The organism is Homoserinibacter sp. GY 40078 (assembly GCF_008017545.1).
In the GTDB taxonomy this organism is placed as follows: domain Bacteria; phylum Actinomycetota; class Actinomycetes; order Actinomycetales; family Microbacteriaceae; genus Homoserinibacter.
The window spans coordinates 433393-459967 of record NZ_VRTZ01000002.1 but is presented as its reverse complement, the minus strand read 5'-3'; the positions used below and the strand labels follow the sequence as shown (position 1 = coordinate 459967).

The 26575-nt window shown below is 70.2% G+C and carries 25 protein-coding genes and 1 pseudogene; 9 read left to right on the top strand and 17 right to left on the bottom strand.

The window, feature by feature from the left end:
• Positions 1 to 72: 72 nt before the first annotated feature.
• Entirely contained in the window at positions 73 to 411 is a 339-nt protein-coding gene (locus FVQ89_RS10905; protein WP_147901968.1) for a hypothetical protein, read from the top strand.
• On the opposite strand, the gene FVQ89_RS10900 is transcribed toward FVQ89_RS10905, so the two are convergent.
• Positions 398 to 2932, bottom strand: coding sequence for a DEAD/DEAH box helicase (locus tag FVQ89_RS10900; RefSeq protein ID WP_370454462.1), 2535 nt, complete (start codon positions 2930 to 2932; stop codon positions 398 to 400). The genes FVQ89_RS10905 and FVQ89_RS10900 overlap by 14 nt on opposite strands.
• Positions 2933 to 3103: 171 nt before the next feature.
• Here FVQ89_RS10900 and FVQ89_RS14630 point away from each other — a divergent pair, with 171 nt between their 5' ends.
• From FVQ89_RS14630 to FVQ89_RS10885, 4 genes and pseudogenes are all read left to right on the top strand, one after another.
• Positions 3104 to 4336, top strand: a complete 1233-nt coding sequence (locus tag FVQ89_RS14630; RefSeq protein WP_255513568.1) for a DUF2510 domain-containing protein — start codon at positions 3104 to 3106, stop codon at positions 4334 to 4336.
• 81 nt (positions 4337 to 4417) lie between these two features.
• Complete coding sequence (locus FVQ89_RS10890) at positions 4418 to 5194, top strand: DUF2510 domain-containing protein (protein WP_147901967.1); 777 nt, start codon at positions 4418 to 4420, stop codon at positions 5192 to 5194.
• Between the two features lie 70 nt (positions 5195 to 5264).
• Positions 5265 to 5393 (top strand): annotated as a pseudogene (locus FVQ89_RS14715) (DUF2510 domain-containing protein); the annotation flags it as partial.
• 24 nt (positions 5394 to 5417) lie between these two features.
• Positions 5418 to 6203, top strand: a complete 786-nt coding sequence (locus FVQ89_RS10885; RefSeq protein WP_255513567.1) for a hypothetical protein — start codon at positions 5418 to 5420, stop codon at positions 6201 to 6203.
• A 1-nt stretch (position 6204) separates the two neighbouring features.
• On the opposite strand, the gene FVQ89_RS10880 is transcribed toward FVQ89_RS10885, so the two are convergent.
• Both FVQ89_RS10880 and FVQ89_RS10875 read right to left on the bottom strand, forming a co-directional pair.
• A complete protein-coding gene (locus FVQ89_RS10880; RefSeq protein ID WP_147901965.1) occupies positions 6205 to 7512 on the bottom strand; it encodes a GNAT family N-acetyltransferase in 1308 nt (435 codons plus the stop codon).
• 55 nt (positions 7513 to 7567) lie between these two features.
• The gene (locus FVQ89_RS10875) at positions 7568 to 8467 is read right to left on the bottom strand and encodes a J domain-containing protein (protein WP_147901964.1); all 900 of its coding nucleotides are present in this window, start codon (positions 8465 to 8467) and stop codon (positions 7568 to 7570) included.
• Positions 8468 to 8525: 58 nt separating this feature from the next.
• Here FVQ89_RS10875 and FVQ89_RS10870 point away from each other — a divergent pair, with 58 nt between their 5' ends.
• A complete protein-coding gene (locus tag FVQ89_RS10870; protein WP_147901963.1) occupies positions 8526 to 8855 on the top strand; it encodes a tryptophan synthase subunit alpha in 330 nt (109 codons plus the stop codon).
• Positions 8852 to 9730 (top strand): aminotransferase class IV, encoded by an 879-nt coding sequence (locus tag FVQ89_RS10865; RefSeq protein ID WP_147901962.1) that lies wholly within the window; start codon positions 8852 to 8854, stop codon positions 9728 to 9730. The genes FVQ89_RS10870 and FVQ89_RS10865 overlap by 4 nt, the downstream gene beginning before the upstream one ends.
• Positions 9731 to 10491: 761 nt before the next feature.
• Here the strand turns inward: FVQ89_RS10865 and FVQ89_RS10860 are convergent.
• Together FVQ89_RS10860 and FVQ89_RS10855 are read right to left on the bottom strand one after the other, a co-directional pair.
• Positions 10492 to 12642 (bottom strand): DEAD/DEAH box helicase, encoded by a 2151-nt coding sequence (locus FVQ89_RS10860; protein WP_147901961.1) that lies wholly within the window; start codon positions 12640 to 12642, stop codon positions 10492 to 10494.
• Positions 12643 to 12818: 176 nt separating this feature from the next.
• Positions 12819 to 13181 carry a DUF6804 family protein gene (locus FVQ89_RS10855; protein ID WP_255513566.1) on the bottom strand — a complete coding sequence of 121 codons (363 nt, stop codon included), beginning with the start codon at positions 13179 to 13181 and terminating at the stop codon, positions 12819 to 12821.
• A 63-nt stretch (positions 13182 to 13244) separates the two neighbouring features.
• Here FVQ89_RS10855 and FVQ89_RS10850 point away from each other — a divergent pair, with 63 nt between their 5' ends.
• Positions 13245 to 14570 (top strand): M20/M25/M40 family metallo-hydrolase, encoded by a 1326-nt coding sequence (locus FVQ89_RS10850; RefSeq protein ID WP_147901960.1) that lies wholly within the window; start codon positions 13245 to 13247, stop codon positions 14568 to 14570.
• Positions 14571 to 14584: 14 nt separating this feature from the next.
• Here the strand turns inward: FVQ89_RS10850 and FVQ89_RS10845 are convergent, their stop codons facing one another.
• The 12 genes from FVQ89_RS10845 to FVQ89_RS10790 form a co-directional block, all read right to left on the bottom strand.
• Complete coding sequence (locus FVQ89_RS10845) at positions 14585 to 15460, bottom strand: glycerophosphodiester phosphodiesterase family protein (protein ID WP_147901959.1); 876 nt, start codon at positions 15458 to 15460, stop codon at positions 14585 to 14587.
• Positions 15461 to 15567: 107 nt separating this feature from the next.
• Complete coding sequence (locus tag FVQ89_RS10840; protein ID WP_147901958.1) at positions 15568 to 16425, bottom strand: aldehyde dehydrogenase family protein; 858 nt, start codon at positions 16423 to 16425, stop codon at positions 15568 to 15570.
• Positions 16422 to 17906, bottom strand: coding sequence for an aldehyde dehydrogenase family protein (locus tag FVQ89_RS10835; protein ID WP_147901957.1), 1485 nt, complete (start codon positions 17904 to 17906; stop codon positions 16422 to 16424). Before FVQ89_RS10835 ends, FVQ89_RS10840 begins: the two co-directional genes overlap by 4 nt.
• Positions 17907 to 17940: 34 nt before the next feature.
• A complete protein-coding gene (deoC, locus tag FVQ89_RS10830; RefSeq protein WP_147901956.1) occupies positions 17941 to 18951 on the bottom strand; it encodes a deoxyribose-phosphate aldolase in 1011 nt (336 codons plus the stop codon).
• Positions 18948 to 19883, bottom strand: a complete 936-nt coding sequence (locus FVQ89_RS10825) for a sugar-binding transcriptional regulator (RefSeq protein ID WP_147901955.1) — start codon at positions 19881 to 19883, stop codon at positions 18948 to 18950. The genes deoC and FVQ89_RS10825 overlap by 4 nt, the downstream gene beginning before the upstream one ends.
• 95 nt (positions 19884 to 19978) lie before the next feature.
• Positions 19979 to 20341, bottom strand: coding sequence for a hypothetical protein (locus FVQ89_RS10820; RefSeq protein ID WP_147901954.1), 363 nt, complete (start codon positions 20339 to 20341; stop codon positions 19979 to 19981).
• Between the two features lie 49 nt (positions 20342 to 20390).
• A complete protein-coding gene (locus FVQ89_RS10815; protein WP_147901953.1) occupies positions 20391 to 21692 on the bottom strand; it encodes a CynX/NimT family MFS transporter in 1302 nt (433 codons plus the stop codon).
• Positions 21689 to 22648, bottom strand: coding sequence for a bifunctional riboflavin kinase/FAD synthetase (locus tag FVQ89_RS10810; RefSeq protein ID WP_147901952.1), 960 nt, complete (start codon positions 22646 to 22648; stop codon positions 21689 to 21691). Before FVQ89_RS10810 ends, FVQ89_RS10815 begins: the two co-directional genes overlap by 4 nt.
• Entirely contained in the window at positions 22648 to 23079 is a 432-nt protein-coding gene (locus FVQ89_RS10805) for a hypothetical protein (RefSeq protein ID WP_147901951.1), read from the bottom strand. The genes FVQ89_RS10810 and FVQ89_RS10805 overlap by 1 nt, the downstream gene beginning before the upstream one ends.
• A gap of 33 nt (positions 23080 to 23112) precedes the next feature.
• Positions 23113 to 23481, bottom strand: a complete 369-nt coding sequence (locus FVQ89_RS10800) for a hypothetical protein (RefSeq protein ID WP_147901950.1) — start codon at positions 23479 to 23481, stop codon at positions 23113 to 23115.
• Positions 23478 to 24392, bottom strand: coding sequence for a tRNA pseudouridine(55) synthase TruB (gene truB / locus FVQ89_RS10795; RefSeq protein WP_147901949.1), 915 nt, complete (start codon positions 24390 to 24392; stop codon positions 23478 to 23480). Before truB ends, FVQ89_RS10800 begins: the two co-directional genes overlap by 4 nt.
• Positions 24389 to 25012, bottom strand: coding sequence for a TetR/AcrR family transcriptional regulator (locus FVQ89_RS10790; RefSeq protein WP_187265008.1), 624 nt, complete (start codon positions 25010 to 25012; stop codon positions 24389 to 24391). The genes truB and FVQ89_RS10790 overlap by 4 nt, the downstream gene beginning before the upstream one ends.
• A gap of 88 nt (positions 25013 to 25100) precedes the next feature.
• Here FVQ89_RS10790 and FVQ89_RS10785 point away from each other — a divergent pair, with 88 nt between their 5' ends.
• Positions 25101 to 26567, top strand: coding sequence for a DHA2 family efflux MFS transporter permease subunit (locus FVQ89_RS10785; RefSeq protein WP_147901947.1), 1467 nt, complete (start codon positions 25101 to 25103; stop codon positions 26565 to 26567).
• Positions 26568 to 26575: the final 8 nt, after the last annotated feature.

The following is a 26575-nucleotide window of genomic DNA, read 5'->3' as shown; positions in this document are numbered from 1 at the left end:
ACAGCTCGTCCAACCCCCGGACGGGGGAATGGGCCACGCCGCCGTCGAGAACTAGCCTCGAAGTCCGGGCGAGTGCCCGACGAGAAGGAGCAGCGCGTGCGCTCGAGGAAGGTGCTGGGCGCGATCGCGCTCAGCGCAGTCGTCGTCGCGGCGATCAGTTTCGCGGTCGTGGATGTGACCACGAGCGAGGCGTGCTCCGGCATGCCCGACGCGTGCGGATCAGCTCCGGTCCCGGCTGCCGCCATCGGCTTCGCCGCGATCGGCGCGATCGCCCTGCTCGTCGCGATCGTGCCGACGGTGATCTGGATCATCCGCTCGGTGCACGATCACCGCGGAGCCCACCACACCTCTGTCGACTACCGGCGTGGCCCGAGCGCGCCCGTCCGCGACGACGAGTTCACAGACGGCTGAGCCCCGCCACCCGCACGACCGCCTCGCCCTCGGTGCGGGACGCCGCGAGGTCGACCACGGCGTCGATGCCCCAGTCGTGGTGCCCCGCGGGATCCTCCACGATCTGCCGCACCTCCCACGCGTCCTGGGTTTCGCGGATGACGAGGCGGGCGGCACTGCGCGCATCCGGACCGGTTCCGATCGTGTCGTGCTCGGCGTAGTAGGCGTCGAGCGCCTCGGGCCACCCCGCATCCGGGTCCAGGGCGACGAGCGCATCGTCGTGCTGGAGCGCCGCGGCTTGCACGCGCCTCCAGAGCTGATTGCGCACCAGCACGAGGAACGCGCGGCGGTTCGCCACGACATCGCTCGGCGCAGGCGGCACCACCTCGGCACTCACCGCGTCCGTCTCCGCGTCCGTGGGATTGCGGAGGGCATCCCACTCGTCGAGGAGGCTCGAGTCGACCTGGCGCACGAGCTCGCCGAGCCATTCCACGAGGTCGCGCAGTTCATCGGTCTTCGCCTCGTCCGGGATGGTCTGACGTGCCGCGCGGTAGGCATCGCTCAGATACCGCAGCACGAGACCCTCGCTGCGGCCGAGCTGGTAGAACGCCACGAAGTCCGAGAAGCTCATGGCGCGCTCGAACATGTCGCGAACGACGGATTTCGGCTTCAGCTCGTAGTCGCGGATCCACGGCTGGCTCGACGCGAACGTCTCATACGCCTCATCGAGCAGCTCCGCGAGCGGACGCGGCCACGTGACGTCCTCGAGCAACTCCATGCGCTCCTCGTATTCGACTCCGTCGGCCTTCATCGCGGCGACCGCCTCACCGCGGGCGCGGAACTGCTGTTGGGAGAGCACCGGCCGCGGATCGTCGAGGGTCGACTCGATGACGCTGAGGGCGTCGAGTGCATAGCCGGGAGTCGCGGGATCCAGCAACTCGAGAGCAGCCAGCGCGAACGGGGAGAGGGGCTGATTGAGGGCGAAGTCGGCCTGCAGCTCGACCGTGAGACGCACTCGGGCGCTGCCGGAGAACCCGCCTCCGATCTGTTCGAGGACCCCGGCGGTTCGGAGGGTCCGATAGATCGCGATGGCTCGTCGAGCCAGTGCTGCACGGCGTGCGGCGGGTTCGTGATTGTCCGTCACGAGAGAACGGACGAGCTGGAACGCGCTTCCGGGTTCGCTCGCCGGAGCCTCAGCCCCCTCCCGCGACAGGATCTGGAGCAGCATGGCCGCCGTCACACGCATCGAGCTCTGCAGCGGCTCGGGCTCCGCCGCGATGAGGCGCTCGAAGCTTTCCGGTCCCCAGCTCACGAAGCCCTCGGGCGCGCGCTTCTTCACGATCTTCCGCTTGGCCTTCGCATCGTCGCCCGCCTTCGCGGTCGCCTTCGCGTTCTCGACCTCGTGCTCGGGCGCGAGCGCGACGACCTCTCCGGCGACATCGAACCCGGCACGCCCGGCGCGGCCCACCACCTGGTGGAACTCCCGCGCGCTCAGCTGCCGCATCCGGGTGCCATCGAACTTCGTGAGCCCGGTGAGCAGCACGGTGCGGATCGGCACGTTGATCCCCACGCCGAGGGTGTCCGTGCCGCACACGACGCGCAGGAGCCCCTGCTGCGCGAGCTGTTCCACGAGGCGCCGGTACCGGGGCAGCATCCCGGCGTGATGGACCCCGATGCCCGCTCTGATGAGCCGACCGAGGGTCTGACCGAAACCGGCAGAGAACCGGAACCCTCCGATGGCGGCGGCGATCGCATCCCGCTGCTCGCGCGACGCCACACGGACGCTCGCGAGCGCGGCTGCTCGTTCCACGGCCGCGGCCTGCGAGAAGTGCACGATGTAGACGGGGGCGAGCTGCTCGGCGAGCAGGTCCTCCACCGTCTCCTGCACTGCGGCGACCTCGTACCGGTAGTGCAGGGGCACCGGACGCTCGACGCCCGTGACCCGTGCAACCTCGCGACCGGACCGACGTTCGAGGTCGTCCGCGATCGCGCCCACATCGCCGAGAGTCGCGGACATGAGGACGAAACGCGCACGCGAGAGGAGCAGCAGGGGTGTCTGCCAGGCCCATCCCCGTTCCGGATCCGCGTAGAAGTGGAACTCGTCCATCACGACTGACGCAATCCCCGCCGCGTCGCCACGGCGGAGGGCGATGTTCGCGAGGATCTCGGCCGTGCAGCAGATGATCGGGGCGTTCGGATTCACGCTCGAGTCGCCCGTGACCATGCCCACGTTCTCGGCGCCGAACAGATGCACGAGGTCGAAGAACTTCTCGCTCACGAGTGCCTTGATCGGCGCCGTGTAGTACGAGCGCTCGCCCCGCGCGAGCGCCATCGCGTGCGCCGCGACCGCGACGAGCGACTTGCCCGTGCCGGTCGGGGTGCTGAGAACGAGGTGACGATCGAGCGCCAGCTCGAGCACCGCCTCCTCCTGCGCCGGATACAGCGGTGTACCCCGCGACCGCGCCCAACCGTCGAACGCGAGAAGGAACGAATCCGCGTCCCAGGGACGCGGCAACTCGGTGACGAGGTCGACGGGAGGCACCCTGCGAGTCTGCCCCACCCGTGCCCCGCACACGCGTGCCCCCTGGCTTGGGGGCATCCCGGTGTCTTCCCCGGGCTCCGCGCTCACCCCTATCATGCTCACGGACGAGGCGTGCTCATGTGCCCCGGTGCACGGCGCCGGATCGTGGGCCGCCGCGAAGGAGAGGGCCACATGGCGGAAGAGGACGTCCAGGTGCCGGCGGGGTGGTACCCCGATCCGCTCGGGCTTCCCCAGCTGCGCTGGTGGGACAACCATGCGTGGACCGAGCACACCTCGGATGCACGCGCGCCCATGGTGGCGCAGGAGACGATCACCGCGAAGCTCGCGTATGCGGACGACGAGCCGGAGGCGGTCGTCCGCGAGCAGTTGCACGCGGACGCCGACGGCGGCTCGCCCGCTCAGGAGAGCCCGTTCGCGCCGGCCGATCCGGTGCTCTCGCTCGAGGCTCCGGCGGCGCGCACTCGCGACGAGGACGAGCTCTCGCCCGGACTGCGCTTCGCTCAGGAGCACGAGATCGACGACGCACCGCAGAGTGCGCCCTACCTCCTCGACACCCGCTACGACGACCTGCTCGGGGTGCCCATCGATCCCGCGGCGGCGCAGCCCGCGTACACCGCGCCCGCGCCGAGTGGGTTCGAGTCCCCGTTCTCGTTCGGTCTCGACGACTCGCAGCTCTCGTTCGGAAGCACGTTCACCGCGTCGACCTTCGACCCGGCGGCCTTCGGGAGCTTCACGGAGACCGCGTCGGCCGAACCGACCCCCCTCACCCGTCGTGCCGCGCTCGCCGAGAACGCGCTCCCGGTGAGCACGGGACCGGTGTGGATCATCGCGATGTTGCCGCTCATCCTGCTCGTGCTGGCGATGCTCTTCCTGCTCGCGGGCGACGCGGGACGCGACTCGGCGCTCTTCGCCGGCGTCATCGTCTTCGGCTCCTACGTCGCGACGGTGATCCTCGCGGCGATCGACCGCACCCTGCTCCGACGCCTCGGCCACACCCGCACGGCCAACTGGGACTGGGCGCTCCTCGGCGCCCCCGTCTACCTCATCGCCCGCATGGCGAAGATGGTGCGGGAGACCGGACGTGGACTGCGCCCCTTCTTGACCTGGACGGCGCTTTCGCTCGTCTTGGTGGGCGCGGCGATCGCCGTACCGGGGATCGTGATGGCGCTCGCCCCGGGCGTTTTCTCGTCCGAGGCCGAGCAGTCGGTGGCCGAGGATGCGCGCATCCTCGGTGCCGAGATGACTGTCAGCTGCCCGCAGGTGCCGCCGATGCTCATCGGCGAGACCATGTCGTGCCGCGCCGTCACGACCTCGAAGGTCGCACAGGTCGAGGTCAGCCTGGTCCGCCAGAACGGGTGGATCGACTGGCGCGTCGATGACTGGGGAGTCTTCACCACCAGATAGCTCTACCGAACCGCTCCACCCGAGCACCACCCGGCCCCCGAAGGCCGGCGACCCGAACTCATCGCACAGGAGGTGGTCCGCATGACCGATCAGGCAACCCGCGTCGTCCCCGCAGGCTGGTACGAGGACCCGTCCGACGGATCGCGCGTGCGCTGGTGGAACGGCATTGCGTGGACCGACCACACGCAGCAGAAGCCCGAGCTGCACGCCGCCGCCGAGACGCTCGCGCTCGAGGCGAGCTACGCCGCTTCGACGGATGCGCCCCTTGTGCGACCCCGGGAACGCGCCGTGATCGCCGCGACCGCCTCCAGTTGGATGCTGGGCTTCAGCCCTCTGTTGTTCGCCCTCGCGTTCGTCGCTGCTGTGGCGCTCGGCGCGTACGTGACCTCCTCGCCGCTCGTCTACGCCACCCTCGCGGTTCCTTACCTCGCGGGCATCCTGTGGGCGATGCTCGACCGTCGGCGCCTCCGGACGCTGGGGCTGCGCGGCCCGAGCGTCGTCTGGTCGCTGCTCGGACCGCTCGTCTACCTGATCGCGCGACGCGCGCGGGTCGCCGGTTGGGGACAGCTCGTGACCCACCTCCTGCTGCTCGCGGCCGCAGGCGCGGTCGCCGCCGTGGGGCTCATGACCGATGCGGCGAAACCGCTGGCATTCGGACTCCAGGTCCAGACCGAGTTGCGCGAGGAGTTCGTCGACTCCGGCGACGCCACCTCGCTCACCTGCCCGGCGATCACCGAGTCGCTCGCGATCGGCACGCTGTACACGTGCCAAGTGACCATGGCGGACGGCACGGAGCGGGTGCTCTGGGTGAGCATCGACTCGGCCGACCTCGACTACAGCTACGCGCTCGCTCTGTGATAACTCCTCACCCCGAATGGGGGGCTGAGGTTCTCGATTGCGCAGCTTAGGCTCAGAGCACACGGACACAGTGGGGGCTCTGAGCGTGGATTTCAGTGGGGGGCTGCCTCGGGCAGCGTGGTATCCCGATCCCGCGAGCGCAGGAATGCTGCGCTGGTGGGACGGACGGGCATGGACGGCGTTCACGACGCCTCTGCCCCCTCCCCCGCCTGACCTGTCGTCGATGCCCGCACCCAGGACGCCCGCGGTCGCCATGGACCGACCTGCGGTGCAGTCGGCACCGCGCGTTGAGCCGGTCGCTCAGCCGCAGTTCGTCGCGCAGCAGCAGCCCGTCCAGGCCCAGCCCGCCGTCCAGCAGCCGGTCGTCCAGCAGCAGCCCGTCCAGGCCCAGCCCGCCGTCCAGGCGCACCCCGTTCAGCCCCAGGCATCCGCTGCTCCGGCACCTCTGACGCGGCGCGAGGCGCGGCATGCGAACACGGGTCCGGTGGCGGCTCAGCCCCAGCCTGAGCTCGAGCCGCAGAGGCCGGCCCAGGTCGACCCGCCGGTGCTCACCAACCCCCCGCGCGTCGCCCCGCCGGGAACCCCGCAGGTGTCGGCTCCGACCGGCGCGGCTCCTGCGCCTTCGGTCTATGCCTCCGCGCCCGCGCCTGCGGCCCCGGCGCGCGCCATCGAGGCATCGCCCACGACGAGCGTCCCCGGGCTCACCCCGGCACCCACGGTGCTGCGGCTCCCGAACCAGTTCAGCGCCTCCGACGCATCCACGCAGGACGCCAACGCCGCCTATCTGGCGTCGCTCGGCATCACGGCGCCCCGTCCGCACACGGATCGCAGCGCCGAGGTCGCCTCACCCACGACGGGACCGCAGCCGGTTCCCCTCACCACAGACGGTGGTCCCCACGCACCCGCGCCGGGCCGCGCGATGCCGTTCCCGGGCAGCAGTGGCCAGCAGAACGGCGGCCAGCAGACCGGTACGCCCGGCTACTACCTCCCCGGCCCGCAGTCGCGCTGAGTCAGAACCAGACGCTCAACCACGGAGCGCGGGGCACCGACAGCAGCGCATCGAGAACGGCGACCGCCGACGGCTCGGACGCCGAGACACGGCCCGCCTGAGCGAGTACCGAGGCCGAGACGCCCCCGAGGGACAGCGACGCGAGCTCGGACGCGCCGAGCGACACCCGCGGAAGCGCCGCATCCGCCTCGCTCGCGGGCTCCGCGCGCAGCCGCTCCGCGCCGCCGTCGATGCGCCACGCGCCCGCGGCGAACCCCATGGGATCGTCCACCTCGACGACCACGGTCCCTTCCGCACCGGGCACACGCGATCCCAGCGCCGCGGGAACGTCGAGAACGCGCACCCACAAGTGATCCCAGCTCGTCGTCGACACGGCACGCCAGTCGCGTAGCATCCACCGCACGGGCTCGTCGACGCTTCTCAGCGTCGCCACGACGGTTCGGACGAGAGGAAGCTCCAACACGAACCTCCACAGCGCCGCATAGGCGTCGACCCCGTCCGCGAGCAGGTACCTCAGGGTCGCCTCATGCGAGGTGAAGTCGTCGTCGCCTCCGGTGACCTCGTACACCGCATAACCGCGGGGCGTTCCGGACGCATCGTCGTAGCGCACCGCCCGCACGCGTCGGGCGGCCGCCGCGTCATCGCCGGTCTGTCCTGCGACCTGCGCCCAGCGCCGCGGCCAGACGTCGATCTGACCCGCATGGTCGCGGCGGGTGCGCTCATAGAGCTGCGGCGCCTTCTCGAGGTACTCGTCGATGCTCACGAACTGCACACGGCCGTCCGGGCGAGGTCCCGACCAGCTCACCCTGCGTGTGTCGAAGCGATAGTCGGCCGCGAATGCCGCTGGACCGAAGCCGTACCGGCCGTAGAGAGTGGATTCCGAGACCGTCAGGGCGGCGAACGGGAGCCCGAGACGAGACGCCGTCCGCAGCTCGCCCTCCAGCAGCGCGCGGGCGATCCCACGCCCACGATGCGTCGGCGCCACCGTCACCGAGCTGATCCCCCACGACTCCGGGCACGCACCGCCCGGCACGCTCATCTCGACCGGCCAGGAGTTGACCGTGCCGACCGGGATCGAGGGCTCGGCGGCCGTCGCGTCGTACACGCCCGTCGTCCGACGGTGACCGAACTCGCCCCGCATCTTCGTCAGCTGATCGGCGGACGCCTCGGAGTGGAATCCGCGGACGTCCGCCGAGAGCCAGGAGGTGAACGCGGCGTCGTCGGAGGTGTCGACCAGTTCGATGCGAAGACCCGTCGCTGCGATGCGCGCGGCGGAATCGGCGTCCACGGGGATGCTGCGGTAGTCCATTCCTCCAGGCTACGCGGCGCCCTGAACGCGGGTCATCCGGCCGCTGACGGATCGCTCAGACGAAGCGCACGGCCGACTGCACGCGCGTCCGCAACTCGAAAAGGTCCGTCCCGCCCGTACCCACGCCCGGGACGCCCGTGCGGATCACGTGGGCGAGCTGCGGCCTGGGGATCAGCACGCAGCGGGATCCGCGAAGGCTGCCGAGGTCGGCGAACCCCGGCGCGTCCGCGTCGGGCACGACCACGCCGAGCGCCGAGAACTTCACCCGCGCAGCCCGCCCGAACGCCCTGGCCCGGATCGACAGATCGTGCATGGGGCGCTCTCCTGCGACAGCGGGGCCCACGAGCTCGGTGCCCTTGCTGCGCACATCGCCACCCCAGTCGGCGCTCAGCAGCGCCCAGAGCCCGGATGCCCCCAGCACGATGTGGTCGAGTTTGCCCGCCGGGGTCGCCACGTCGTGCCAGACCGTGTAGCCGATCCCCAGCGTCGCAAGCTCACGCGCGGACTCCTCCTCCGCGATCGCCGAGGCGAGCAGGTGCCGCACCGCACGGGGTGCGCCACGCACGAGCGCGGCGTCGTAGGGATCCGGCACCTCGACGCCTCGTCCTGCGAACTCGCGGATCTCGGCGAGGTATCGCTCGCGATGCCAGCCGCCCGGGTGGCCGCTCGACCTCGCCTGGGGCCGCGAGTCGCGACGCTGTCGCGGCGGAGGCGGGGCGAACCCCTCCTGCCTCACGTCACTGCGTCCGTGGGCGTCATAGGCTGCGCGCGCCTCCGCAGAGCCCACGAGCTCCCAGGCGAGCTGTACCGCGTGGAACTCGGCGGCTACGCCACCGTGATCCGGATGGGTCTCGCGCACCCGCATCCGATACGCGCGCCGGAGCTCCGCCTCCGAGGCGTCGGCGGACACCCGGAGGATCTCGTACGGGGACGAGGCGAGAGGTCCGTCGGGCACCCCTCGATCGTAAAGCGCGTCGCAGGGCCCTCGCCGCATCGCGACGTAGGCTCGAACGGTGACGAGAGACGACCAGACGCGCGGCGTCCGGCGGCGTGCGAGCGTGGAGGTACTGCGCGCCGAGGCGAACGATGAACGCGCCACTCTGGTCATGGAGCGCCTTCGTGCGGGCGAGGATCCGTGGGAGTTCATGCAGGAGCTCCCCACGGTCGATGAGATCGTCGTGCTCACCCTTCGGGCCGAGCTCATCCGGGCCGACAACGGGCGGCGCCCCACGGTCGAAGTGGATTACCGCATGATGCGCCAGATCGCCCTTGCCTACCCCGCGCTCAGCACGACGGTGTGGTCGATGCTCGACGACGATCACATCCGACGGAGGACAGCATGAGCGCCGTGCTCGCCATGATCGACTTCTCTCCCGAGACGGGAGAGGCGACAGGCTTCCACCTCGTCGACGCGACGTCTCCCCAGCTGCGGGTCGACGACCTCGCGGCGACGCGGGGCGACGGCGTCTTCGAGACCATCAGCGTCTCCTACGGACGCCTCCAGGCGCTCGACGCGCACCTCGAGCGCCTCGCGGTGTCGGCTCGCATGCTCGACCTTCCCGCGCCCCAGCTCGGGGTGTGGCGGGAGGCGATCATCGCCGTCGGCGACGCGCTCAGCGCGACCGGCCTCGACGAGGGGTCGGTGAAGGTCGTTCTCACCCGCGGCGTCGAGGGTGGGACCGCACCGACCGGATGGGCGCTCGGGCTGCCCTCGCCCGACTTCACGCGAGAGCGCACGGAGGGCATCAGCGTCGTACTGCTCGACCGCGGGTACCGGCACGATGTGGCGTCGACCTCGCCGTGGCTTCTCGCGGGAGCCAAGACCCTGAGCTACGCGGTCAATCGTGCCGCTCGACGTGAGGCGGAACGGCGCGGGGCAGATGACGTGCTCTTCGTGTCGAGTGACGGCTACCTGCTCGAGGGAGCTGTGTCGAGCCTCCTGCTGCTGCACGGCGACCGGCTGGTGACCCCGCGGGTCGACATCGGCATCCTCGCCGGCACGACCCAGGCCGACGTGTTCGCCTGGGCCGAGAGCGAGGGCCTGCAGACCGGGTACGAGCTGCTGCGCCCCGCCGACCTCGCGTCCGCGGATGCGGCGTGGTTCGTCTCGAGCGTTCGGCATGCGACGCCGTTGCGCGAGGTGGACGGCGTCGCCCGCCCGATCGACGCGGGGCTGACTGCCCGGCTCAACGAGGCGTTGCTGGCGCGAATCGACTGACGGCGCCGAGGCCGCCGATCACGAAGGGCCCCCGGACGCTGTCCAGGGGCCCTTCTGTGGCGGTGAGGCCGTCGTGCCCGAAGGCCCGACTTTCGCCGGTGGAGACGGAAGCTCGGATCGCCGTGGCAGGCCACCACGACCGAGGCGGCGACCGGCAGGAGGTCGCCCTCCGTCTCGGCACCGTCCCGCGCATGGAACTCACGCTCCACGGGTTCGCGGGACCGCTCCCCGGCTACCCACGAGTCGCCTCGTGTGGGCCTGGGAGACACCGTCCCCGGTGCGGCTGCGCCCCGCTCGCCTTCCGGATCGCTCCTCGTGCGTCGGGTTCGCGCCTCATCGGTTGCCCACGAGAGTACTCGCGCCCCACGCGGGCACAAGCGGTGAAGTCTCGCTAGATGGTTGAAGGTTGCGACGCATAGCGAGCCGCACAGATAAAGGCGGCGGTGATGCTGTCCGCGATTCCCGTATACCCCCCGTATCGGAATCGCCAACGGGACAGGATCACCGCCGCCGACTGGTCCCCCAACCAGTTCACCTCACACGATAGGGAGCGCACACTGGCCCCGCTCCCCCCATTTCAGGGGACTCCGGAGACAACGAAAGGCCCCCGGTTGCCGCGTTCCACCGGCGCCGAAACGCCGGGGTTCGTCGAGCCCCGAGGGCCTTTCTGTTACCTTCCGGCCGACCCCCGAGGGGATCCGCGCCTTCCGGTGAATGAGAGATTACTCGGATGTGAACGCCGCACAACCCGTGAAGTCTCGCTAGATAGTTGAAGGTTCGAGATCGAGGTCCGCGACGGCGTCCGTGAGCAGCGTCACGAGGGCCTCCAGCTGCACCGAGCCCTCGGCCGCCTCCACGATCTCGCCGTCGAGAGCTCGAGCCGCGAGCCCCGCCTTCGAGTCGATCAGCTCGGCGATGCGTCCGTCGATCGTCTGCGCCGCGATAATGCGCCACGCGGTCACCGGCAGCTCCTGGCCGATACGGTGCACACGGTCGATCGCCTGCGTCTGCTCGGCGTTCGTCCAGCTGAGCTCCGCGAGCACGACGTTCGAGGCGGCCTGGAGGTTCACCCCGACACCCGCTGCAGTCAGCGAGCACACCGCGACCACGACATCCGGGTCGTTCTGGAACGCATCAATCTCGGCCTGACGCGCCCGAGCCGTCTGATCGCCGCGGATCGACACGGTGCGCAGGCCCGCGCGAGCGAAGTGCTGCTCGGCGGCATCCATCACATCGATGTGCTTCGCGAAGAACACGACCTTGCCGACGTTGCGCGCGAGGTTCACCGTGTAGTCGGCGGCCGGCGTGGCCTTCGCCTGGCCGATCCGGCGGACCATCGTGAACACGTTGTCGCCCTGCGATCCGGCCTGCTTCGACTCCTCGAGCTCCGCAGCCGCCACGAGACGCACGAGCTCCGCCGTCTCGGAGTCCGGGCGCGTCGCCCGCAGTCGCCGGTACCGCTCCACGAGGCGCGCGATGAGCGCCGCCTCGGCCGCACGGATCGAGCGCCCGGCCTCGCCGTCGAGCTCGACGGGGATGTCGGCGATGCGGCGAGCCGGAATATCGGCCGCGACATCGACCTTCTTGCGCCGCACGATGCCCATCCCGACGACCGCACGGCGTGCGGCGGCGAAGAACCCCGGATCCACGGGTGTGAGGTCGGTCTCTTCGAGCGCCTCCATGAGACGCGGGAGCGGCTTCTTCTCGTCGATCCACCCGAGGAACTGCCAGATCATCCGGAAGTCCTCGATCTGGTTGATGAGCGGCGTTCCCGTGAGCGCGATGAGCAGCGGATCAGGCATCCGACGCCGAAGGGACGCCGAGAGCAGCTGCACGTTCTTCGACCGCTGCGAGTCGCGGTTCTTGATGAAGTGCGCCTCGTCGACGATCATCCCGCGGAAGCCGCGCTGCGACAGCCACGCCACGTGCCGGTCGAGCACCTCGTAGTTGACGATCACGATGTCGGCGAAGGCATCGATGTCATCGCCGTCGCCGTGAACCACCGTCGCCGTGCGCTGCGGTGTCCAGCGGTCGACCTCGCGCGCCCAGTTGACCTTGACGACGTTCGGGACCACGACGAGCAGCGGATACGCGTTCGCGACGTTCGCGGCGAGCAGCGCCTGCGCGGTCTTGCCGAGGCCCGGCTCATCCGCGAGCAGGTAGCTGCGGTGCCCCTCGCGAGCCGACTCGACGAAGCGTGCCTGGTGCCGCATGAGCTCCATACCGCCGGGGGTTGCGAGAGACGCCGCCTCGGGCAGCTCCATGCTCGCGGCTCCACCGCCGGCCCCCACCTCGAACGAGCGGAACAGCGGATCGATGAGCTCCCAGCTGTCGAGCTGACCGCTGCGACGCGGCTGCTGCGCCTGCGCGGCACCGAAGTCCGGAGCCAGGAAGGGATTCGACATCTGGTACTGACGCACCGACTGCGGGACGACCTGGCGCTCCTCCGCGGGAGCGGGCGCCTTCACCTCGGTGACGACGACGAGATCCTCCGGGGCGAGCTCGGCACCACCCTCGAGCAGAAGGGTGCGGCGCACCTCCTGGGCGGCGGGCGTGAGCGGGGCGGTGTCGGTCAGCAGCTGGATGAGGCTCGAGTCGCGCGCGGCGGTCTTCGCCATGATCGTCGCGATGCCGTCGAGACGCGTCAGCTCTTTCGTGCGCTCGGCGTCGGTGAGCGAGGTGTCCGCCTTGATGCGCGAGCGCTCCTCGCGCGCGAGAACCGCCACGACGCGGTACCGCACCCGATTGGCGGGGTTGACCTTCCCCCGCTCGGCAGCGTTCTCGATCCCGCGCACGACGCGCGCGAGCACGGGGATGATGCCGGTCTCGTCCTGGTGCGCGCGACGACGACTGGATGTGCGATTGCCCGCCGACTTGGAGCCGGAGCGGGACTTCTGGCCGGATGTGGCCATCGTTCTCCTCAGGAGGTCTTGACCCCCGTGCGACGGTTGTCCGTCGCCCTTCGGCGTTCCAGCGCGTACGCCGGAACGGGATTCTCGGTGCAGATCGTCCCCGGGACCCCCTGATGCGGCTTTTGCCGGCGGGGAGGTGGACCCCTCGATTCTAGCGCACGAGGGGCGCCTTCTGGCTAGCGGCGCCCCGCGTCGTCGACGGGGACCTTCACGAGCACCCCCGCGGTGATGAACGCCGCGATCGCCAGGTACTGCGCGCCCAGCCACAGCGGGCCGTCGAATCCGAACGGCACGACAGGGTTCCAGAGCACCGCGATCGCCGCGAAGACGGGAAGCCACCACCAGTGCCGGGCGCGGACGACGAACACCATGATGATCAGGGCGAGCACCGCAACACCCCAGCTCACGTAGAGGAAGCCGTCCTCGCCGATCAGCGCGATCCCCACGAAGAGCACGACGGCTCCGATGAGCCCGGGAGCGAGCGCCATGCGGCGCCATCCCGGATCGCCGTAGCGGGATGCGGGACGCGTGCTGCTCACCCGTCCAGCGTATCCGTCGCGCACGGCCCGGTGAGCCGCCCGCGGGCTCCCTAGGATCGACCCATGGATGACGCCCCGATCGAGCGCCTCCGCGCGCTCGTGCGCCACGCGACCTTCTCGCACGAGGGTGCGAGCCGATCAGCCGAGGCTCTCGCGGCGTTCCACGACGAGCTGCGTGCGCTCTTCCCACTCGTGCACGAGAAGCTGGATCGCGAGGTCGTCGGCAGCGGGAGTCTGCTGTACCGCTGGCGCGGCTTCGACAAGCGCTCCCCCGCGGTGCTCATGGCACACCAGGACGTGGTCGCTGTCGACGACGACACGCGCTGGACGCATCCGCCGTTCGCCGCCGAGCTCGCGGGCGACGGTGACGAGGCGGCCGTATGGGGGCGAGGCACGCTCGACGACAAGGGCGCCCTCGGCGCGATTCTCGAAGCGGTGGAAGCACGGCTCCACGCGGGGTTCACGCCGGCGTCGGACATCTACCTCATGTTCGGTCACGACGAGGAGTCGGGAGGCTCCGGTGCCGCAGCCATGGTCGCGCTCCTCGCCTCCCGCGGCATCTCCCCCGGACTCGTCGTCGACGAGGGCGGCGCGGTGATGTCGGGCCTCCTTCCGGGACTGGGTCCGACCGCGGTCGTCGGTCTCACCGAGAAGGGCCTCATGAACGTGGAGCTCGCTGTCGAGCAGCCGGGCGGGCATGCCGCCATCCCGATCCCCGGCGGATCGGCGGCCGTGCTGGCCCGCGCGATCCTGCGGCTCGAGCACCAGCCGGAGGCGCCGCGGCTGATCGACCCGATCGTGGGGCTCCTCGAAGCGCTCGGATCGCGGATCCCCGGTCCACGCGGCTGGATGCTCCGCCACGCGCGTACCTTCCGCGGGCCGCTCGCACGCATCGTCGCCGGCCAGAGCCCGCTGCTCGCGGCGATGACCCGAACCACGCGTGCGGTGACCCAGCTGCGCGGGTCGTCGAGTCGCAACGTGGTCCCGGAGCTGGCCACGGCGACCGTGAACGTGCGGATCCTGCCGGGCTCGACCGTGGAGACCGCCCGCGCCGACATCGTCCGGCTGATCGACGACCCCGCCGTTCGGGTGCGCGTGCTCGAGGGCAACGACCCGCCCCCGGTCTCGCGAGCGGAGGGACCCGAGTGGGAGGCCCTCGTTGCGAGCATCCTCGAGGTGTTTCCGGATGCCGCCGTCGCCCCCTATGTCATGCTGCAGGCGAGTGACGCGCGGCATGCCTCACGAATCTCGGAGAACGTGTACCGCTTCCTGCCCTTCGACCTTCGACAGGACGAACTCGACACGATCCACGGCATCGACGAGCACATCCGGGTGAGCACCTACCGGAAGGCGATCGCGTTCTTCGACGCGCTCATCGGGCGCCTCTGACTCGGATCAGGTGATCACGTGCCGGGCGCTGTCCGGGCGATCCAGCCGTCGAGCGACGAGGGCGTGTCCGTGACGATCCCGTCGACCCCGAAGTCGAGCGCCGCGCTCCAGCGCTTCTCGCTGTTGAGCGTGTAGACGAGAACTCCGATCCCGGCCTCGTGCATGCGCTCGACCGCATCCGGGTCCGCCGAGAGCGACGTGGGCGTCGTGAGGATCGCAATCGCGTCGTAATACTCCGCAAGAGCCACGGGGTCCTTCGGGAGGTCGCGCTTGATGATCACGCGCGGGATCGCGGGCGCGACCTGCGCGAGGTGCGTGACGGTCGTCAGGTGGAAGCTCGCGAACACGACGCGGTTCTGCACGCCGTGCCGATAGATCTGGTCGACCACCACGCGGATGTCATCCGGCTCCCAGTAGCCCTTGAGCTCGAGCAGCGCCTTCTTGCGGGCGTCGGCCAGCGCCGACAGGAACTCGTCGAGCAGCGGCACCTGGACACCCGCGAAGTCGCCCGAGTACCACGAGCCGGCATCGAGGGCGCGGATCTCGTCGACCGTGAGGTCGGCGACGGCTCCCCGGCCGTCGGTGGTGCGATCGACGGTGTCGTCGTGCATGAGCACGGGCACACCGTCCGCCGTCAACTGCACGTCCGTCTCGACGAACTCGAGACCGGAAGCGAACGCCGCCTCGAACGCCGGCATGGTGTTCTCGGGTGCGGTGGCCCGATCGCCGCGGTGCCCGGCGACGAAGGCCGCCTCGCCCGGAGCCCGCAGTGCACCCATCATGTGGGTGGCATACACGCGTACGCCATCCGGCACGAGCAGCATGACGGCGACGAGAGCGACCGTGACCACCGCGGACGCCACCATCCGCCGTGCGGGATGCGTCACCATCGACACGCCTGCTCCGAATCGGGTCGCCCCGCCGGGATGCGGGGTGCCCCGACTGTAACACGTCCGTTATCGAACCGTTATCGCCTCGTGATGAGGCGTGTCGAGTTCTAGAGCAACGACTTCGTGTGCCACACCGTCTTCGTCTCGGTGAACGCGAGGATCCGATCGAGCGATCGCTCGGGAACCCCCGGCTCCGGACGCAGCACGCGCGTGAGCGTCTCGGCGGCGGCGATCTCGAGGTCCACCCAGTCGAGCTTCCCCGCTCCCGCGAGGTCGAGCGCATTGACATCGGAATGCGCCGCGAGCCAGGGGGCGATCTCGGCCGGCGAGCCCGTCAGCACGTTCACCACGCCACCCGGCACGTCGCTCGTCGCGAGAACCTCGGCGAGGCTCACGGCAGAGAGCGGATGCGCCTCGTCGGCCACGACGACGACCGCGTTTCCCGCGACGAGCGCGGGCGCCACGACAGCCACGAGCCCCGCGAGGCTCGCGCCACCCTGAGGCGCGACGATCGCGACGACTCCCGTGGGCTCCGGCACGGAGATGTTGAAGAACGGACCCGCGACCGGGTTGCCGGCACCCGCCACCTGGGCGAATTTGTCCGCCCATCCGGCATACCAGACCCAGGCGTCGACCGCCTCGTCCACCTGACGCCCCGCGACGGCTGCCGTGACGCCCTCGGCCGCCGCGATCTCGTCGACAAACTGAGCCCGACGCCCGTCGAGCACCTCGGCCACCCGGTACAGCACCTGGCCGCGGTTGTAGGCGGTCGCGCCCGCCCATCCGGCCACGGCCGCGCGTGCGGCGACGACCGCGTCGCGAGCGTCCTTCCGGCTCGCCTGCGCGGCGTTCGCCAAGAAGCGGCCGTCTGCGGTCGCGACCTCGTAGGTGCGGCCGGACTCACTGCGCGGAAACTTCCCGCCGATGAAGAGCTTGTAGGTCTTCGGGACCGTCAGGCGGCTCATCGCTTCCCTCCCTCGGTGCTGGCTCCCGAACGCAGGTATGCGCCGAGACCGTGCCTGCCGCCCTCGCGGCCGTATCCCGACTCCTTGTAGCCGCCGAAGGGGCTCGCGGGGTCGAAGCGATTGAAGGTGTTGGCCCACACCACGCCCGCCCGCAGCCGGTCGGCCACCGCGAGGATCTTCGAGCCCTTGTCGCTCCAGATCCCGGCCGAGAGCCCGTACGGGGTGTTGTTCGCCTTCGCGATCGCCTCGGCGGGTGTGCGGAAGGTGAGCACGGAGAGCACGGGGCCGAAGATCTCTTCGCGCGCGATGGTCGACGACGTCGAGACTCCCGTGAAGATCGTCGGGGCGAACCAGAACCCGTCCTGAGGGATGTCGCAGGGCGCACTCCAGCGCTCCCCGCCCTCCGCCTCGCCGATGTCGGAGAGCCGACGGATCCGCTCCAGCTGCTCCCGGGAGTTGATGGCCCCGATATCGGTGTTCTTATCGAGCGGGTCGCCCATCCGCAGAGTGGAGAGACGCGCCTTCAGCCGGTCGACGACCTCGTCGTGGACGTTCTCCTGCACGAGCAGCCGGCTACCCGCGCAGCACACGTGGCCCTGATTGAAGAAGATGCCGTTGACGATTCCCTCGACGGCCTGGTCGATCGGGGCGTCGTCGAAGACGATGTTCGCCGCCTTGCCGCCGAGCTCGAGCGTCAGGCGCTTCGTCGTGCCGGCGACCGTGCGGGCGATCTCACGCCCGACCGAGGTGGATCCCGTGAACGCCACCTTGTCGACATCCGGATGGCGCACGAGCGCCGCGCCCGTCTCCCCTGCCCCGGTCACGATGTTGACCACGCCCGGGGGAAGGTCGGCCTGCTGCAGGATCTCGGCGAACAGCAGCGCGGAGAGCGGTGTGGTCTCCGCGGGCTTCAGCACGACCGTGTTCCCCGCCGCGAGGGCCGGCGCGATCTTCCACGCGAGCATGAGCAACGGGAAGTTCCAGGGGATCACCTGCGCTGCCACGCCGAGCGGACGGGGAGCGGATCCGAGACCCGCGTAGTCGAGCTTGTCCGCCCAACCCGCGTAGTAGAAGAACCACGCGGCCACGAGCGGGATGTCGGTGTCGCGGCTCTCGGTGATGGGCTTGCCGTTGTCGAGGCTCTCGGCGACCGCGAGCTCACGCGCGCGCTCCTGGACGAGGCGCGCGATCCGGAACAGGTACTTGCCGCGGTCGGCGCCCGGCATCCGCGACCAGGTCTTGCGGTACGCGTTGCGCGCCGCCTGGACGGCCGCGTCGACGTCGGCTTCGGAGGCGATCGCGATCTCGGCGATCGGCTTCTCGGTCGCGGGCGAGATCGTCGTGAACGCGCCGCCGCTCCCCTCGCGGAACTCCCCGTCGATGAAGAGGCCGTAGCTGTCCTTGAGGTTCAGGATCGACGTCGACTCGGGCGCGGGCGCGTAGTCGAGGAAGCCGCGTCCGGTGATCTCGATGTCCTTCATTTCTCTCCCATCCGACGAGACACAGCTCGTCGGTTCAGTCGATCGTCACGTAGTCGGGGCCCGAATAGTGGCCCGAGCGAAGCTTCTGGCGCTGCATGAGCACGTCGTTGAGCAGGCTCGACGCGCCGAAGCGGAAGAGGTGCGGCTGCAGCCACTGCTCCCCCACGGTCTCGGCGACGGTGACCAGGTAGCGAACCGCGTCCTTCGAGCTGCGGATGCCACCCGCAGGCTTCACCCCGACGTGCTCGCCCGTGAGCCGGTGCCAGTCGCGCACGGCTTCGAGCATGAGGAGCGTCACGGGCAGGGTCGCCGCCGGCGAGACCTTGCCCGTCGAGGTCTTGATGAAGTCGCCCCCCGCGAGGATCGCGAGCCAGGACGCACGGCGGATGTTGTCGTAGCTCGCGAGCTCGCCGGTCTCGAGGATCACCTTGAGGCTCGCCGAGGTGCCGTCCTCGCGCCTGCAGGCCTCCTTCACGGCGGCGATCTCCTCGAACACCTTGCCGAGGCGACCCGAGAGGAACGCACCGCGGTCGATGACCATGTCGATCTCGTCCGCACCCGCCGCGACGGCGTCGCGCGTATCGGCGAGCTTCACGGCGAGCGAGGCACGGCCCGAGGGGAACGCGGTCGCGACCGCGGCGACCGAGACGAGGCCGTCATCCGGATCGCCGTGCGCGCCGCCCAGCGCGTCGACCGCGACGGGCACCATGTCGCCGTACACGCAGACAGCAGCCACCCGAGGAGTCGACGGGTCCGTGGCGTCCGGCACGAGCGCCTTCGCGACGAGGGAGCGCACCTTGCCCGGGGTGTCGGCCCCCTCGAGCGTCGTCAGGTCGATGAGCTCGATGATGCGATCGAGCGCCCACGCCTTCGAGCTCGTCTTGATCGAGCGGGTGGCGAGCGACGCGGCGCGCTGCTCGAGTCCGACGGCGTCGACACCGCTCAGCCCCTCGAGGTGCTGGCGGAGTCCGCGTTCGGTGAGGTCGCCGCCCAAGACGCGCACGGCGCGTTCGACGGGGGCCAGTGCGGGAGTGTCGATGGTCATATCTCCTCCAGAAGTGCGCGCGCGGTGGACTCGTCGGTGATGAGCACCGTGCAGAGCCCGCTCATCACGACCGCGCGTGCGATGTCGTGCTTCGTCTCGCCCGCGACCACGAAGATCGCCGTCGCCGCCTCGCGCAGGCGTTCGAGCCCCAGCCCCACCGTACGCTCGTCGAGCGCGGGATCGACGATGTTGCCATTGGCGTCGATGTAGCGCCCGACGACGTCGCCGATCGCGCCCTTTCGAGCCAGCTCCTGCACCTCCTCGGCCTGCAGGTACCCGCTCTCGACGAGCGCGGACTGCTCGTCGCCCACGCCGGCACTGAACAGGTAGGCGTTCGCCGATGCGGCTCGAGCCAGCACCTCGGCGACGGTTCGGTCGGCCTCGATGGCTTGCTTGGTCGAGAGCCTCTCCAGGATCGCGGGGCTCGGAAGCAGGGTGACGTGACCGCGACCGCGCTGGGCGATCGTGGAGGCGAGCGTCGCTGCGGTGCCGGGGCGGCGATTGAGGCTCACCCCGCCGTTGATCTGGACGACGCTCACGCCGGTGGCCCAGCCGTCGGGCAGCCGCTCGGCCACCTCGGTGAGCGTGCGACCCCAGCTGACCCCCAGCATCCGCGGGACGGGCCGCAGGCTCGTGAGGTAGTCGGCCGCCGCCTGGGCGACACGACCGAGCACGCCGTCCGAGTTCTCGGGGTTCGGCACGACGACCGCGTCCGCGAGACCGAAACGCTCGCGCAGCTCGCGTTCGGCCGTCAGCCTCCGAGCGCGCGGGTGCACGATCTCGATGCGCACGATCCCGTTCTCCCGCGCCTGCGAGAGCAGCCGTCCCGCCTTCCAGCGCGAGATGCCGAGCAGCGCCCCGATCTCGTCCTGCGTCTTGTTCTCGTCGTAGTAGAGCTCGGCGACGCGGACCGACAGCAGTTCGTCGTCCATCGTCCCTCCCCCGACGACGGTACTCGGGGCATCCCCGATCCGCAGCATCCGCGTGCTCTGATGCTCATATGAGCAGTGCCGCGCGGCGCGGGCGCTCAGCCGACGGACCAGTCCACCGGGTGGCCGCGGAGCAGGGCCTGCAAGCGGTCCATGCGGACGTTCCACGTACTCGCGTCAGCATCACCGCCGAGCCCCGGCCCATCGATCCGCAGAACGGTCGAGGTGCCGCGAGTACCGCCCGGGACGGCGACGAGCACGATGCGCAGCTCCCCGAACTGCGATCCCCGGACATGCAGCACCGCCTCTCGATCCGCGGGGCCCGGAGGCACGCGCTCGACGACCTCGTCCGCCGCGAGGAGAGTCAGGGAGGGATGCAGCCAGCCCGTCACGAGGATGGGGTCGACGAAGGCCTCCCACACGATCGCGCGCGGGAGGTCGATGGCGCGTTCGAGCTGCATCCGAATCCCCGGACCCACGGTACGCGCACGGCATCCGGCGCGGCATCGTTCAGAGCTCGTCGTCTACGCTGTGGCGCCTGCCGAGGATCGCGGCGGCGGGGAAGATCAGGATCACCACGGCCAGCTGGAACAGCAGCGGCAGCGTCCATCCGCCGGTCACATCGTGGAGCAGCCCCACCACGAAGGGGCCGGTGGCTCCCACGAGATAGCCGAAGGTCTGCACGAAGCCCGAGAGCGCGATCGTCGTGGCGGCGCGGCGGGAACGCAGGTTGATGAGCACGAGAGCGAGCGGGAACAGCAGCGGCCCGAGACCGGCGCTCGCCACCCACAATGCGGGCGCCGCGGCCGGCGCGAGCAGGAGCCCGACGTATCCGAAGACGAAGAACACGGCCCCCGCGAGCGAGAGCCAGACCGCACCGCGAGCGAAGCGTGCCGCGATCACGGGAACCAACAGTCCTGCGGGGAACCCCATGATCGCGTAGAGCGAGAGCAGGGCGCCTGCACCGGCGGGCGCGACCCCCGCCTCCTCGACGAGGAGCTTCGGCAACCACGCGAAGCTCGCGTACGCCGAGAGACTCGACACACCGAAGATCGCGGCGATCGCCCACGCGGTCGGAGAACGCATGAGATGCGGACCGATGCGCTCCGCTGCGGCGGAACCCGCGCGCCCCTCGACGGCCGCCTCCGTCGCCACCGCCTGCGAGTCCTCGACCTCGATCACGCCGATCTCGATCGGTCCGGTGATGACCTCTTCGCGGGTGACGGGCGGCAGCGGCGCGTCACGGCGCCGCATGAGGACCGCGATCCACGGAGGCGCGGCCAGCGCGGCGACGACGCACCATACGGCGAGCGACACGCGCCACCCCACAGCATCGGCGATCGGCACCGCGATGAGCGGTGGGATCGCGGTCGACACCGAGAGCAGCGTGGCGTAGATCGAGGTGACGAGACCCACGCGGTCCGGGAAGTACCTCCGCACCGCCGGGGGCAGCAGCACGTTCCCGAGCCCGATGCCGAGCAGGCTCACGCCCGTGGCGACGGTGAGCGTCACCTGATCCGGCGCAAGGGAGCGCCCGAGATGCCCGAGGACCATCGCCCCGACCGCACCGAGAAGTGCCCACTCCAGGCCGAGGACCCGTGCCAGCAGCGGTGCGAGCAGGGCTCCCGCGGCGAACGCGACCGGCGGCGCGGCGCCGATCAGCGCGAGGACGAACGCGCTCGGCGCGAGGTCTGCGCCGACGTAGTCGAGGATCGGCGAGAGCGCCGCCACGGCGGTACGCAGATTGAATGCGATGAGCAGGATCCCGGCGAAGGCGAGGCCGCGGCCCGCCCACACGGCGCGCGGACTCACTCGTCGATTCCCAGGATCCGCCGTGCCTGCAGGGCATCGTCGTCGATCGCCGCGACGAGTTCGTCGAGGGAGTCGAACTTCCGCATGCCGCGCACGAAGTCGACGAACGCGAGCTCGAGGGTGCGCCCGTAGAGATCGATGTCGACATCGAGCAGGTGGGCCTCGGCCTGATGCTGCGGAACGCCCTCGAAGGTCGGGTTGTTGCCGATCGACACCGCCGCGGGGTAGCGGATGCCGTCCACGTCGGCCCACGCGGCGTACACGCCGTCTGCCGGAAGGAACCCCTCGAGTCGATCGGGGTCGAGATTCGCCGTGGGATAGCCGAGCTCGCGGCCACGGCGCTCCCCCTCAATCACGACCGAGCGCACCTGCGGAAGCCTGCCGAGCACACGCGCGGCCTCCGCAACGCGCCCGGATTCGAGGGCTTCACGCACCCACGTGGACGACGCGCGGCGTTCGGCGGCATCCGGACGATCCTCTCCGGCTCGTACATCGTCGATCGGCACGACCTCGAAGCCGAGCTCGGCGCCGAGCGCGGTCAGCAATGCGACATCGCCCGCACCCTTGCGCCCGAATCGGAAATCTCCGCCCGCGAGGATGACCCGCGCCCCGAGCGCGTCGACCAGCACACGACGGACGAAGTCGGCGGGGTCGAGATCGGCGAGACTCTGGTCGAAGGTCAGCATGAGCGTCGCATCGACCCCGGCGTCGGCGAGGAGCTCCCGCTTCTGGGCGTTGCTCACGAGCGGCTCGGGGCAGAACGCCGGCGCGAGAAGCGAGAGGGGATGGCGGTCGAAGGTCACGACGACTGACGCGAGGCCCCGCTCCGCCGCGACCGAGCGAAGGCGCCCGATCACCGCACGATGACCGGTGTGCAGGCCGTCGAACTTGCCGATCGTGACCGCGCTCGGGCCGAATTCCGCCGGGACGGCGTCGAGACCCTCGAAGAACAGCATCAGGCGACGACCCCGGCGCGGGCGCGATGACGTAGCCAGAAGATGCCGAGGACGGGGAGGGCGAGCGGGATGAAGAGGTACCCCGCGCCGAATGCGCTCCACACGGTCGCCTCGCGGCCGAACGGATTCGCATCGTCGAGGCCGAGCAGCGCAGGAGCGAGAAGCGAGATCCCGCCGACGAGCAGCACGCCCGCAAGTTCGAAGCTCACGGTGATCCACGCGATCCGGTCCCACCCGAGACCGAGAGCGAGCGTCGCGACCACATATACGAGCGCCGCGACGGCCGAGAGGCTGAAGGCGATCGGCGCCTCGTCGAACCGGTCGACGATCTGGAACACCGAGCGGCCGAGAGCGGCGATCGCGAGGATCGCGTAGACCGCGACGAGTACGCGACCGACGCCCGAGGGGCGCTGGCGAGAAGAGGCGGACATCGTCGTCCAGACTAACGCTCCGGAGCCGCTGACTCAGGCCAGCTGCACGCTCCAGATCTGCTCCATGCGCCAGACCATCACGGCGACCGCGAAGGCCGCCGCTCCGAGCACCACGTTTGACCAGCGGGTGCGCTCGACGAGCGCCCACACGATCGCGAGGGGAGGGATCAACAGGGCGCACACGAGGTAGATCCAGAACTCCACCGGGTTGCCCGTGGGAGCATTGCCGACCGCCGGCGCCGCGATCGCGACGACCACCTGCGCCACGAGCAGCACCTCGACTCCGAGCAGCGCCAGTACGGTCAGGTCGTTGGGTTTACGGCCGGCGAGACCGAGCACGACGCACAGCACTCCGACCGCGCAGGCGACGATCGTCTGGGCGATCGTGAATCCGATGATCACGCGAGAACCTCCTGGGTGGGGAGCCCCAGCAACACCCGAGTACGTCCGCGGCGGACCTCGACGAGCGCGACGAGGCGCCCGTCGGGCGAGAGCGCCGCGGCGACCTCGGCATCCGGCGCGTCGATCTCGAGACGCTTGCCGTGAGCGATGTCGCGGGTGGATTCGAGGTCGAGCGGGAGGGTGGGGAACAGCGACGTCGCCACCGCGGCCGGTGTGCGCAGCGTCGCGCCGAGGTCGACGGCGGAGGCCGCATCCGGATCGGCGCGCGGGTCGGGGAGCTCGATCGCGTCCGCGACCGAGAAGGGCCCCACCCGCATGCGCCGCAGGGCGGTGAGGTGGCCGCCCACGCCGAGTCCCGCCCCGAGGTCGCGCGCGAGGGCACGGATGTAGGTGCCGGACGAGCAGACCACGCGCACGTCGAGATCGACCACCGGGCCATCACGGCGCGTGGAGAGCAGGGCGAACTCCTCGATCGTCACGGACCGTGCGGCAAGCTGCACGTCTTCTCCGGATCGGACGCGGTCGTACGCGCGACGGCCGTCGACCTTGATCGCGCTCACGGAGCTCGGAACCTGCTCGATCGGTCCGGTCAGCGCGGCGATGCCCGACGCGATCGCCGAATCCGCGACACCCCCGGCGTCGATACGCGCGGTCGTCGTGCCTTCGGCGTCGTCCGTGTCGGTCGACTCCCCCAACCGGATGGTGGCGGTGTACTCCTTGTCGAGCCCGACGAGGTAGGTGAGCAGCCGGGTGGTGCTGTCGATCCCGACGAGGAGCAGACCCGTCGCCATCGGATCGAGGGTTCCCGCGTGGCCCACCTTGCGCGTGCCGGCGATGCGGCGGGTGCGTGCCACAACGTCGTGGCTCGTGATGCCTGCGGGCTTGTCGACGAGCAGCAGCCCGCTCGTCACGAGGCGGAGCTCCGGTCGGTCATCAGGAGTTCGAGCTTCGTGGGGAGGATCTCGTCGAGCATCTCCCGGGCCGAGCTGTCGTTCTCGTAGTCGTCTACCATCCGCACGCCGACGATCGTGTTGAGGAACATCCCGTACGCCAGGAAGTCGTTCGCGGCGGTCGCGTCGAGCCCCACGACCTCGCGCAGGTACCGGTAGACCCGGAGGAATCCGGCACGCGCGTGAGGACCGACGACCGGGTCGGCGCCGAGCATGAAGGCCTGCATGAGGCTGAGCAGGAGCCCCCGGTCGGAGAGCAGATCCGCATAATTGCGCCCGATGCAGTGAGCGAGCGCCTCTTCTCCTTCAGCGCCGGACGCACGGTTCTCTTCGACCGCCGCATCGAACGACGCGATGATCCGCTGGAGCGTGCGGTCGAGCACCTCGAGGAACATGGCTTCCTTGCCCCCGAACATCCGCACGACGTAGGGCTGACTGACGCCCGCCGCTCGGGCGATCTGGTCGGTCGTCGCGCCGTGGTAACCGTGCTCCCCGAATACCGCCGTCGCCGCCTCGAGGATGAGCGCTCGCCGATCTTCGGACCTCATGCGAGTGGGGCTCGCGGACGCCTCAGACTTCATGCTTGACATGTTATCAACCGATTACTAATCTCGCGTTTGTAATCATCCGATTACCACTTTCTTGGTTCCCCTCACCCTCGGAGCAATCATGACCGCACCTCTGGACACCCGAACCCCGACCCGCCTACCGAGGCGGATTCCCGTCGGGCTCGTGATCCTGGCCGCTGCCCTCCCGATGTTCATGGCAACCCTCGACAACCTGGTGATGACCAACGCGCTGCCCGCGATACGCCTCGACCTCGATGCGAGCATCGAGGAGCTGCAGTGGTTCATGAACGCCTACACACTCGCGTTCGCGAGCTTCATCCTGATGTCCGTCGCGCTCGGCGACCGCTACGGTCGACGCACGGTCTTCGCGGTCGGCATCGGACTGTTCACGCTCGCATCGGCCGCGGCCGCACTCGCGACCGACCCGACTCAGCTGATCGTCGCGCGCGTTGTACAGGGACTCGGCGGCGCGGCGGTCATGCCGCTCTCGCTCTCGCTGCTCGCCGGCGCCGTGCCCGATGCGCGTCGCCCCCTCGCGATCGGCATCTGGGGCGGCACCGCCGGCCTCGGCGTCGCTCTCGGCCCGCTCATCGGCGGGGCGGTCGTCGAAGGTTGGGACTGGAACGCGATCTTCTGGATCAACGTCCCGATCGGCATCATCGCGATCCCCCTTGTGCTCGCCCTGCTCCCCAACCCGTTCGGGCGCCGTCAGCGTCCGGACGTGCTCGGGCTGATCCTCGCGGGCCTCGGTGTGCTCGGCCTGGTCTGGGGCATCGTCCGCGGAAACGACGCGGGATGGGACAGCGCCGAGGTGCTCACCGGCCTCGTCGGCGGCGGGCTGCTGCTCGTGCTCTTCGTGCTCTGGCAGCGTCGTGCCGCCGCGCCTCTCCTGCCTCTCGGGCTCTTCCGCGACCGGTCGTTCACCGTCGCTAACGTCGTCGGCCTCGGATTCAGCTTCGGGATGTTCGGCGCCGTGTTCATCCTGATCCAGTACCTCCAGATCGTGCGCGGCTACTCGCCACTGGGAGCGGGTCTCGCGACGGCACCGTGGACGATGGCGCCGATGATCATCGCCCCCCTCGCAGGCCTCGTCGCGCCCCGTGTCGGCACGCGGCTGCTGATCCTCGCGGGACTCCTGTTCCAGGCGGGTGCTCTCACCTGGCTCGGCCTGACGATGGCCGTCGACACCCCGTACTCCGAGATGGTCGGACCGTTCATCATGGCCGGGGTCGGGATGGGACTCGTGTTCGCGCCGTCGTCGACGGCGGTCCTCGCGAACATCGCTCCAGCCGACACGGCGAAGGCTTCGGGCACCAACTCCACCATCCGCGAGGTCGGGGTCGCTCTCGGCATCGCCGTGCTCACGGCGGTGTTCACGGGCGCCGGCGGCGAGCTCACGCCCACGGGATACATTGACGCCGCGATTCCCGCGGTGCTGACCGGCGCCGGAGTCGTCGCGGCCACGGCGGTCGCCTCGCTCCTGCTTCCCGCCGGACGTTCGGTGGCGACGCGCGCCGTCGAGGAGATCGCTCGCGAGTCGGACGCGCCCGCGGAGGTCGCCGCCTAGGCTCGATC

Coding starts and splice junctions, on each gene's coding strand:
- FVQ89_RS10865 (WP_147901962.1), top strand. CDS start 8,852: ATGAGCGCCGTGCTCGCCATGATCGACTTCTCTCCCGAGACGGGAGAG.
- FVQ89_RS10810 (WP_147901952.1), bottom strand. CDS start 22,648: ATGCTGTTCTTCGAGGGTCTCGACGCCGTCCCGGCGGAATTCGGCCCG.
- FVQ89_RS10860 (WP_147901961.1), bottom strand. CDS start 12,642: ATGGCCACATCCGGCCAGAAGTCCCGCTCCGGCTCCAAGTCGGCGGGC.
- FVQ89_RS10880 (WP_147901965.1), bottom strand. CDS start 7,512: ATGGACTACCGCAGCATCCCCGTGGACGCCGATTCCGCCGCGCGCATC.
- FVQ89_RS10850 (WP_147901960.1), top strand. CDS start 13,245: ATGGATGACGCCCCGATCGAGCGCCTCCGCGCGCTCGTGCGCCACGCG.
- FVQ89_RS10835 (WP_147901957.1), bottom strand. CDS start 17,906: ATGAAGGACATCGAGATCACCGGACGCGGCTTCCTCGACTACGCGCCC.
- FVQ89_RS10785 (WP_147901947.1), top strand. CDS start 25,101: ATGACCGCACCTCTGGACACCCGAACCCCGACCCGCCTACCGAGGCGG.
- FVQ89_RS10840 (WP_147901958.1), bottom strand. CDS start 16,425: ATGAGCCGCCTGACGGTCCCGAAGACCTACAAGCTCTTCATCGGCGGG.
- FVQ89_RS10890 (WP_147901967.1), top strand. CDS start 4,418: ATGACCGATCAGGCAACCCGCGTCGTCCCCGCAGGCTGGTACGAGGAC.
- FVQ89_RS10885 (WP_255513567.1), top strand. CDS start 5,418: ATGCCCGCACCCAGGACGCCCGCGGTCGCCATGGACCGACCTGCGGTG.
- FVQ89_RS10790 (WP_187265008.1), bottom strand. CDS start 25,012: ATGAAGTCTGAGGCGTCCGCGAGCCCCACTCGCATGAGGTCCGAAGAT.
- FVQ89_RS10845 (WP_147901959.1), bottom strand. CDS start 15,460: ATGGTGACGCATCCCGCACGGCGGATGGTGGCGTCCGCGGTGGTCACG.
- FVQ89_RS10805 (WP_147901951.1), bottom strand. CDS start 23,079: ATGTCCGCCTCTTCTCGCCAGCGCCCCTCGGGCGTCGGTCGCGTACTC.
- FVQ89_RS10820 (WP_147901954.1), bottom strand. CDS start 20,341: ATGCAGCTCGAACGCGCCATCGACCTCCCGCGCGCGATCGTGTGGGAG.
- FVQ89_RS14630 (WP_255513568.1), top strand. CDS start 3,104: ATGGCGGAAGAGGACGTCCAGGTGCCGGCGGGGTGGTACCCCGATCCG.
- FVQ89_RS10825 (WP_147901955.1), bottom strand. CDS start 19,883: ATGGACGACGAACTGCTGTCGGTCCGCGTCGCCGAGCTCTACTACGAC.
- deoC (WP_147901956.1), bottom strand. CDS start 18,951: ATGACCATCGACACTCCCGCACTGGCCCCCGTCGAACGCGCCGTGCGC.